Origin of the sequence: Kitasatospora sp. NPDC057223, assembly GCF_042669755.1 — a bacterium.
Lineage (GTDB): Bacteria > Actinomycetota > Actinomycetes > Streptomycetales > Streptomycetaceae > Kitasatospora.
Genome location: NZ_JBHUWW010000049.1, coordinates 47,809 through 55,189 on the forward strand (window position 1 = coordinate 47,809; position 7,381 = coordinate 55,189).

At 73.2% G+C, this 7,381-nt stretch carries 7 protein-coding genes; all 7 read left to right on the forward strand.

The window, feature by feature from the left end:
- Positions 1–224 precede the first annotated feature (224 nt).
- The 7 genes from ACFUK0_RS19000 (at position 225) to ACFUK0_RS19030 (ending at position 7,354) form a co-directional block, all read left to right on the forward strand.
- Positions 225–1,745 (forward strand): sensor histidine kinase, encoded by a 1,521-nt coding sequence (locus ACFUK0_RS19000; protein ID WP_380251578.1) that lies wholly within the window; start codon positions 225–227, stop codon positions 1,743–1,745.
- Entirely contained in the window at positions 1,745–2,188 is a 444-nt protein-coding gene (locus ACFUK0_RS19005; RefSeq protein ID WP_380251580.1) for a roadblock/LC7 domain-containing protein, read from the forward strand. Before ACFUK0_RS19000 ends, ACFUK0_RS19005 begins: the two co-directional genes overlap by 1 nt.
- Positions 2,185–2,565 carry a DUF742 domain-containing protein gene (locus ACFUK0_RS19010; protein ID WP_380251582.1) on the forward strand — a complete coding sequence of 127 codons (381 nt, stop codon included), beginning with the start codon at positions 2,185–2,187 and terminating at the stop codon, positions 2,563–2,565. Before ACFUK0_RS19005 ends, ACFUK0_RS19010 begins: the two co-directional genes overlap by 4 nt.
- Positions 2,546–3,193, forward strand: coding sequence for an ATP/GTP-binding protein (locus ACFUK0_RS19015; RefSeq protein WP_380251584.1), 648 nt, complete (start codon positions 2,546–2,548; stop codon positions 3,191–3,193). Before ACFUK0_RS19010 ends, ACFUK0_RS19015 begins: the two co-directional genes overlap by 20 nt.
- Positions 3,190–4,437, forward strand: a complete 1,248-nt coding sequence (locus ACFUK0_RS19020; RefSeq protein ID WP_380251586.1) for a cytochrome P450 — start codon at positions 3,190–3,192, stop codon at positions 4,435–4,437. Before ACFUK0_RS19015 ends, ACFUK0_RS19020 begins: the two co-directional genes overlap by 4 nt.
- Before the next feature lie 98 nt (positions 4,438–4,535).
- Complete coding sequence (locus ACFUK0_RS19025) at positions 4,536–5,738, forward strand: cytochrome P450 (protein ID WP_380251588.1); 1,203 nt, start codon at positions 4,536–4,538, stop codon at positions 5,736–5,738.
- Between the two features lie 251 nt (positions 5,739–5,989).
- The gene (locus tag ACFUK0_RS19030; RefSeq protein WP_380251590.1) at positions 5,990–7,354 is read left to right on the forward strand and encodes an ABC transporter substrate-binding protein; all 1,365 of its coding nucleotides are present in this window, start codon (positions 5,990–5,992) and stop codon (positions 7,352–7,354) included.
- Positions 7,355–7,381 lie beyond the last annotated feature (27 nt).

The window sequence follows — 7,381 nt, forward strand, 5'->3', positions numbered from 1 at the left end:
GATCGGACGGTTCGTCAATTCATCGGTTGAGTAAGCCGAATGAACAGATATGATCGGCTGACCGCGCGAATTCAGCAGCCGCCCGGAGGCTCCGTCATCGGAACCTCCGGGCGGCTGCGCGCCGTCGCCCGCCGTACCGTCGACGCCTGCTGCCGAGGACCGGATTGATGAGAGCACGCACGAAACCCGCCGGTGGTCCGCCCCGGCGGCAGGCTCCGCGCGCCGTGGCCCTGACCGCAGCGGCCCTCCTGCCGGCCGCCGTGGCCGGGCCGGCGGCGGCCGCCCGGGCAGCCGCCGCGCACCAGACGCTCGCGCTCGCCGCGGTCTGCGCCGCCGTGCTCCTGTGGTGCGCGGCCGTCGGCTTCGCCGTCGCCGGCACCACGCGCACCCGCCGGCTGGCCGCCCGGCTGGCCGGCCACCAGGACGAACTGGCCGCCGCCCGCGAGGCGGAGGCGGCATCCCGGGCACAGGCGGACGAGGCCCGTGCGGCCGCCGCGGCCGCACGCACCGAGCGCGACGCCGCCCTCGCCGAGACCGCCGGCGCCCGCGCGGAACTCCGCCGGGCCCGCGCCACCGCCGAGGACGAACGCACCGGGCGCCTCGAACTCGTCCGGCTCGCCGACGAGATCCTCCCCGCACTGATCGGACGGCTGCACGCCGGAGCGTCCGTCGACACCGTGCTCGCCGGCCACCTCGGCCACCCGCACCTCGGCCTGCTGCGCACCGTCGCCCAGCAGGTCGGCCACGGGGAGCGGGTGCGGGCCGCCGCGCTCGCCGTCTGCGCCACCGCCGCGGGCCGGGTCCAGGCACTGGCCACCAGCATGCACGCCGACCTGCGGGAGATGCAGCACCGGCACGACGAGGACGTCCTCGGCGACCTGCTGAAGCTCGACCACGCCACCGCGCAGGCGGGCAGGATGGCCGACAGCATCGCCGTCCTCACCGGCGCCCGCTCCGGCCGCCGCTGGGCCAAGCCGATCGGGGTGGAGTCCGTGCTGCGCGGCGCGCTCGGCCGGATCGGCGCCTACCAGCGGGTGCGGCTGCACAACGCCAGTACCGCCGCCGTCGCCGGCTACGCGGCCGAGGGCGTGATGCACGCGCTCGCCGAACTGCTCGACAACGCGGCCAACTTCTCCGCCCCGCCGGCCGAGGTGCACGTCTATGTCGAGGAGGTGCACGCCGGCCTGGTGATCACCGTCGAGGACGGCGGGCTGGGCCTCGGCGAGAGCTGGCTGCGCCGCGCGGAGCGGGCCGTCTCCGCCGAGCCGCTCGACCTGAGCACGCTCTCGGCCGGCACCCGGCTCGGGCTCGCGGTGGTCGGCTCGCTGGCCCGCAAGCACGGACTGCAGATCTCCTTCCGGCCGTCCGCGCGCGGAGGCACGGGCGTGGTGATGCTCATCCCCGAGCAGCTCGTCAGCCACCCGCTGCCCGTCCCGGTGCCGCTGCGCGCGCAGCCGGTGCGGGAGCTCCCCGGGCCGGGCGACGACCGTCCGGCCGGCCGCGAAACCTTGCTCTCCACCGACGACGGCCTGCCCCAGCGGCGCCGCGGGCAGACACTCGCCGCTGCCGCCGCCCGGCCGGGCACCTCCGGCGGCGGGGCACCCGTCCTGACCGCCGCCCCGGCCGCCCCGGCCGCCGGCGGCGACGCGGCCCGGGCCGCCGCGCGCTTCGGAGCCTTCCGCAAGGCCGTGCAGGCACAGCCGCACTCCGACGATTCCCCCGTTTCCCCGAAGGACGACTCCTGATGAGCAGCGTGACCGACCGCGATCTCAACTGGCTGTTGGAGAACCTGCTGACTGCCACGCCGGGCGCGAGACACGCCCTGGTGCTCTCGGCGGACGGCCTGAAGCTCTGTCACACCGCCGCCCTGGAGACCGACCAGGCGGACCAGCTGGCCGCCATCGCCTCCGGAATGCAGAGCCTCGCGCACGGCGCCTCGATCGAGTTCGGCGACCGGTCGGGCGGGGTGCGGCAGTCGATGACGGAGTTCCACGGCGGCATCCTGTGCATCGTCGCGGCCGGCGAGGGCGCCCACCTGGCCGTGATCACCGACGACGAGGCCGACGTCGGCGTGGTCGGCCACAACATGCACGGCCTGATCGAGCAGATCGGCGTGCACCTGAGCGCGCCGCCGCGCCCGCTCGCGGAGGCCGGCCCGGGCGCCGCCGACGCCGCCGCGCCGGCATGAGCGAGCGGCGGGCGCCGGCGGTCCGCGACGAGGACCCGGACCGCCTCTACACCGTCACCGGGGGTCGCAGCCGCGCGCCGGACAAGGCCTTCGACCTGGTGACGCTCATCGTCGCGCAGTGCGAACCGGTGGCCGGCATGCAGTCCGAGCACGCCCGGATCCTGCGGATGTGCTCGGCCCCGGCCGCGGTGGTGGAGATCGCCGCGGAGCTCGGCCTGCCGGTGTCCGTCGTGAAGATCCTGCTGGGCGACCTGGCGCAGGCCGGGCAGATCACCGCCCGGCACCCGCGCTTCTCCCCGAGTCGGCGCCCCGGTGCGGCCCGGCTGCCCGACCTCGACACGTTGAAGCAGGTGCTCCATGGACTCCAGCAGCTCTGACCGCGCCGGCTCCGCCGCCGGCGGCCTGCCCCTGCGCACTCCGATCCGCACCCCGCTCGGTGCCGCCGCCGACAACGGCATGAAGATCGTGGTGCTCGGCGGGTTCGGTGTCGGCAAGACCACCCTGGTGGGCGCGGTGAGCGAGATCCGGCCGCTGAACACCGAGGAGACCATGACCCGGGCGGGCCTGGGCATCGACGACCCCTCGGCGGCCCCGGGCAAGCGGTCGACCACGGTCGCCTTCGACTTCGGCCGGATCACCCTCTCCGAGCGCAACGTGCTGTACCTGTTCGGCGCCCCGGGGCAGGAGCGGTTCTGGTTCCTCTGGGACCGCCTCTTCCACGGGGCGCTCGGCGCGGTCGTCCTGCTGGACACCCGCCGGCTCGCGGACTCCTGGTACGCCATCGACCGGCTGGAGCACCACGGCACGCCGTTCATCGTGGCCCGCAACATCTTCGAGGAACCCGTCCACACCCTGGACCAGGTCCGCAGGGCGCTCGACCTGCCCGCCCACGTCCCGCTGGTGGACTGCGACGCGCGCGACCGCGGGTCGAGCAAGCAGGTACTGGTCGAACTGGTCCGCCACCTGCACACCCTGGCCGAAGCCGAACAGGAGAGCCACCAGTGACCGAGCCCGCCCCCGTCCCGCCGCCGGGCTGCCCGGCCCACGGCGACGCCGCCCCGCTGTACGGCCCCCGCTTCCAGACCGACCCGGCACAGGTCTTCCAGGAACTTCGGGAGCGGTTCGGCCCGGTCGCCCCGGTCGAGGTCGGCGGCGGCGTGCCGGCCTGGCTGGTGCTCGGGTACCGCGAACTCCAGCTGGTGACCGGCCAGCCCGCCGTGTTCGGCCGCGACTCCAGCCGCTGGAACGCCTGGCCGTCCATCCCCGCGGACTGGCCGCTGACCCCGATGGTGGCGCCGCTGCCGTCGGTGCTCTACACCGAGGGCGAGGAGCACCGGCGGCGGGCCGGGGCCATCTCCGACGCCCTCGCCGAGGTGGACCCGTACGAGGTCCGCAAGCACTGCGAGGAACTCGCCGACCGCCTGGTGGACGGGTTCACCGGCCGCGGCGAGAGCGACCTGGTCGCCGAGTACGCGGACCGGCTGCCGCTGCTGGTGCTCTGCCGCCTCTTCGGGTTCGGCGAGGACCGGGCGCCCGGGATGATCAGCGCCATCCTCGACCTCCTGGACGGCGGACCGGCCGCCCTCGACGGCCAGCAGCGGATGGTCGACGACATGGTCCGGCTGGTCGCGAGCAAGCACGAGGCCCCGGGGGCCGACGTGACCTCGCGGATGCTCGCCCACCCCGCCGGGCTGACCGACGAGGAACTCATGCGGGACCTCACCGTCCTGATGCTGGCCGGGCACCAGCCGACCGCGAACTGGATCTCGAACGCGCTGCGCCTGATGCTGACGGACGACCGGTTCGCCTCCGCGCTCTCGGGTGGGCGGCGCAGTGTCGGCCAGGCCCTCAACGAGGTGCTCTGGGAGGACACGCCGACCCAGGTCTTCGCCGGCCGCTGGACCACCAGGGACACCCAGCTCGGCGGCCGGCGGATCGCGGCCGGCGACATGGTGCTGCTCGGACTGGCCGCGGCGAACCAGGACCCGGCCGTCCGGCAGGCCTCCGGCCGCGCGGCGGAGGGGAACAACGCGCACCTCAGCTTCTCGCACGGCGAGCACCGCTGCCCCTTCCCCGCGCAGGAGATCGCCGAGGTGATCTCCGTGACCGCGATCGAGGTGCTGCTGGACCGCCTGCCGGACATCCGGCTGGCCGTGTCCGAGCAGGCCTTGGTCTGGCGGCCGTCGGCCTGGATGCGCTCCCTGGTGGCGCTGCCCGCCGCCTTCACCCCCGGCGCCGCCGCCGGCTGACCCGCCCCGGCTGCCCGGCTCCGTCGGCGCGCCCCCGTCCGTACCACCGCACCGCCCGCACCACGACACGTCCGAACCACGACAAGAAGGAGCTCTTGATGACCACTCCGATCGTGCTGGACCCGTTCGCCCGGGACAACGCCGCCGAGGGTGCCGCCCTGCGCGCGGCCGGCCCCGCGGCGCGTGTGGAGCTGCCCGGTGGTGTCCGAGCCTGGGCGGTGACCCAGCATGCCGCCGCCCGCGACCTGCTCACCGACCCGCGGCTGGTGAAGGACATCACGCACTGGGACGCGTACCAGCGCGGCGAGATCCCCGAGACGTGGCCGCTGATCGCGCTGGCGGCGCCCGGCCGCAGTCTGGTGACCGTCGACGGGGCCGAGCACCGGCGGCTGCGCAGCGTGGTCGCACAGGCCTTCACCCCGCGCCGGGTCGAGCTGATGCGGCCCCGGGTGGAGGAGGCCACCAACCGGCTGCTGGACGGGCTGGCCGCGGGGGAGCGGGAGACCGACCTCAAGACCGGCTTCGCCTTCCCGCTGCCGATGACCGTGATCGGATCACTCGTCGGGCTGCCGGAGAGCGAGCACGGCCGGCTGCGCGCGCTGTACGAGAGCATGTTCAGCAGCATCGCCGACCCCGAGGAGGTGCCGGCCACCCAGCTCGCGCTGTACGAGTTCGTCGGCGCGCTGGTCGCGAGCCGCAAGGCCGAGCCGGCCGACGACCTCGCCAGCGCCCTGCTGGCCGCGGAGGTCGAGGGCGGCGCGCTGAGCGACGAGGAGGTGATCTCCACCCTGCTGGTGATGATCGCGGCGGGGCACGAGACCACCGTCAACCTGCTCGTCAACGCCGTCCGGGCGCTGCTCACCCATCCGGATCAGCTGGCGCTGGTCCGTTCCGGCGAGGTGGAGTGGTCGGCGGTGATCGAGGAGTCGCTCCGCTGGACGCCGCCGACCAGCAACTTCCTGTTCCGGTTCGCCACCGAGGACGTGAAGGTCGGCGACGCGGTGATCCCCAAGGGGGAGCCCGTGCTGATCTCGTACAACGCCATCGGCCGCGACCCGGCGCAGCACGGCATCACCGCCGAGCTGTTCGACATCACCCGGGACCCGATCCGGCACCTCTCCTTCGGCCACGGCCCGCACGTCTGCCCGGGAACGCCGCTGGCCCGGCTGGAGGCGGGGGTCGCGCTGCCCGCCCTGTTCGAACGGTTCCCCGACCTCGCGCTGGCCGTCCCGGACGGCGAGCTGGAGCCGAGCCCGTCGATGATCGTCAACAGCCTCAAGGAACTGCCCGTCCGGCTGTGACCTCGCTGGGGCCGCTGGGAAACCAGGGGCCCCAGCACGGCACGGTTACAACTGGGGCACTGGCCGATGAAGGTCGAACGCACACCTTGGCGCGAGGATGGCGTTACGTTAACGTCTTCAAGCCAGCTACCGCTGGGTACGGACGATCTCGAGTACAACGCAGTGTTGCTCCGCCTCATTTGCTGCTGTTTTCGAAGCTCTGGCCAGGAGGACGCATTGACCCCCGCCCTTGTTGCGACCGAGGTGTGCCGATGAACGCCCGCCGACGCCTGCTGGTGGCCCCCGCGGTCCTGGCCCTGGCGCTCACCGCCGCGTGCTCCAACAGTTCCGGCAGTTCCGGTGGATCGGGCGGCAGCTCGGGTTCGGCGGCCGCGCTGACCGGGGACTGCGCCAAGTTCCAGCCGTACGCAGGGCACTCGGGCACGAAGGTGACGATGTTCGCGTCGATCCTCAGCCCGGAGTCGGACAACCTGGAGAAGTCCTGGGCCGACTTCAGCAAGTGTACGGGCATCAAGATCAGTTACGAGGGTTCCAACGACTTCGAGTCGCAGCTCCCGGTCCGCGTCAGCGGCGGCAACGCGCCCGACTTCGCGATCATCCCGCAGCCCGGCCTGCTGGCCCAGATGGTGAAGAGCGGCAAGGTCGTCAAGCCGCCGGCAGAGACGGTCGCCAACGAGGACAAGTGGAGCCCGGTCTGGAAGACCTACGGCTCCGTCAACGGCACCTTCTACGCGGCGCCGATGAGCGCCAACATGAAGTCGCTGGTCTGGTACTCGCCGAAGGCCTTCACGGCGGCCGGCTACGAGGTGCCGAAGACCTGGGCCGACATGATGGCGCTCAGCGACAAGATCGCCAAGGCCGGCACGTCCAAGCCGTGGTGCGGTGGCATCGGCTCCGGCACGGCCACCGGCTGGCCGGCCACCGACTGGCTGGAGGAGATCGTCCTCGGCTCGTACGGCGGCGAGGTCTACGACCAGTGGGTCAACCACCAGGTGAAGTTCAGCGACGAGAAGATCACCACGGCCATGCAGACGCTGGCCGGCTGGATGCAGAACCCGGCCTGGGTCAACGGCGGCATCGGTGACGTGAAGTCGATCGCCACCACGACCTTCCAGGACGCCGGGGCGCCGATCCTCGCGGGCAAGTGCGCGATGCTCCAGCAGGCCTCGTTCTACAAGGCGCAGTGGCCGGCCGGCACCAAGGTGGCCGCGGACGGCGACGTCTTCGCCTTCCACCTGCCGGCGGTGAACCCGGCGGTCCCGAACCCGGTCGAGGGCGGTGGCGAGTTCCTCGCCGCGTTCTCCAGCAAGCCGGAGGTGCAGGCGGTGCAGAACTACCTCTCCAGCTCCGACTGGGCCAGCAGCCGGGTGAAGACGGCGACCGGCTGGGTGTCGGCGAACCAGGGCGTGGACAAGAGCCTGTACACCGACCCGATCGACAAGCTGTCCGCCGACGCGCTGACCGACCCCTCCGCGACCTTCCGGTTCGACGGCTCCGACCTGATGCCGGCCGCCGTCGGCTCCGGGCAGGAGTGGAAGTCGCTCACCGCCTGGTTCGCCGAGGGCCAGTCCATCCAGCGGGTCACCGCCGACATCGACGCCGCCTGGCCGCAGTAAGCCGGAGCCCCGTCCGCCGGCCGGTGC

Coding starts and splice junctions, on each gene's coding strand:
- ACFUK0_RS19005 (WP_380251580.1), top strand. CDS start 1,745: ATGAGCAGCGTGACCGACCGCGATCTCAACTGGCTGTTGGAGAACCTG.
- ACFUK0_RS19010 (WP_380251582.1), top strand. CDS start 2,185: ATGAGCGAGCGGCGGGCGCCGGCGGTCCGCGACGAGGACCCGGACCGC.
- ACFUK0_RS19015 (WP_380251584.1), top strand. CDS start 2,546: ATGGACTCCAGCAGCTCTGACCGCGCCGGCTCCGCCGCCGGCGGCCTG.
- ACFUK0_RS19025 (WP_380251588.1), top strand. CDS start 4,536: ATGACCACTCCGATCGTGCTGGACCCGTTCGCCCGGGACAACGCCGCC.
- ACFUK0_RS19030 (WP_380251590.1), top strand. CDS start 5,990: ATGAACGCCCGCCGACGCCTGCTGGTGGCCCCCGCGGTCCTGGCCCTG.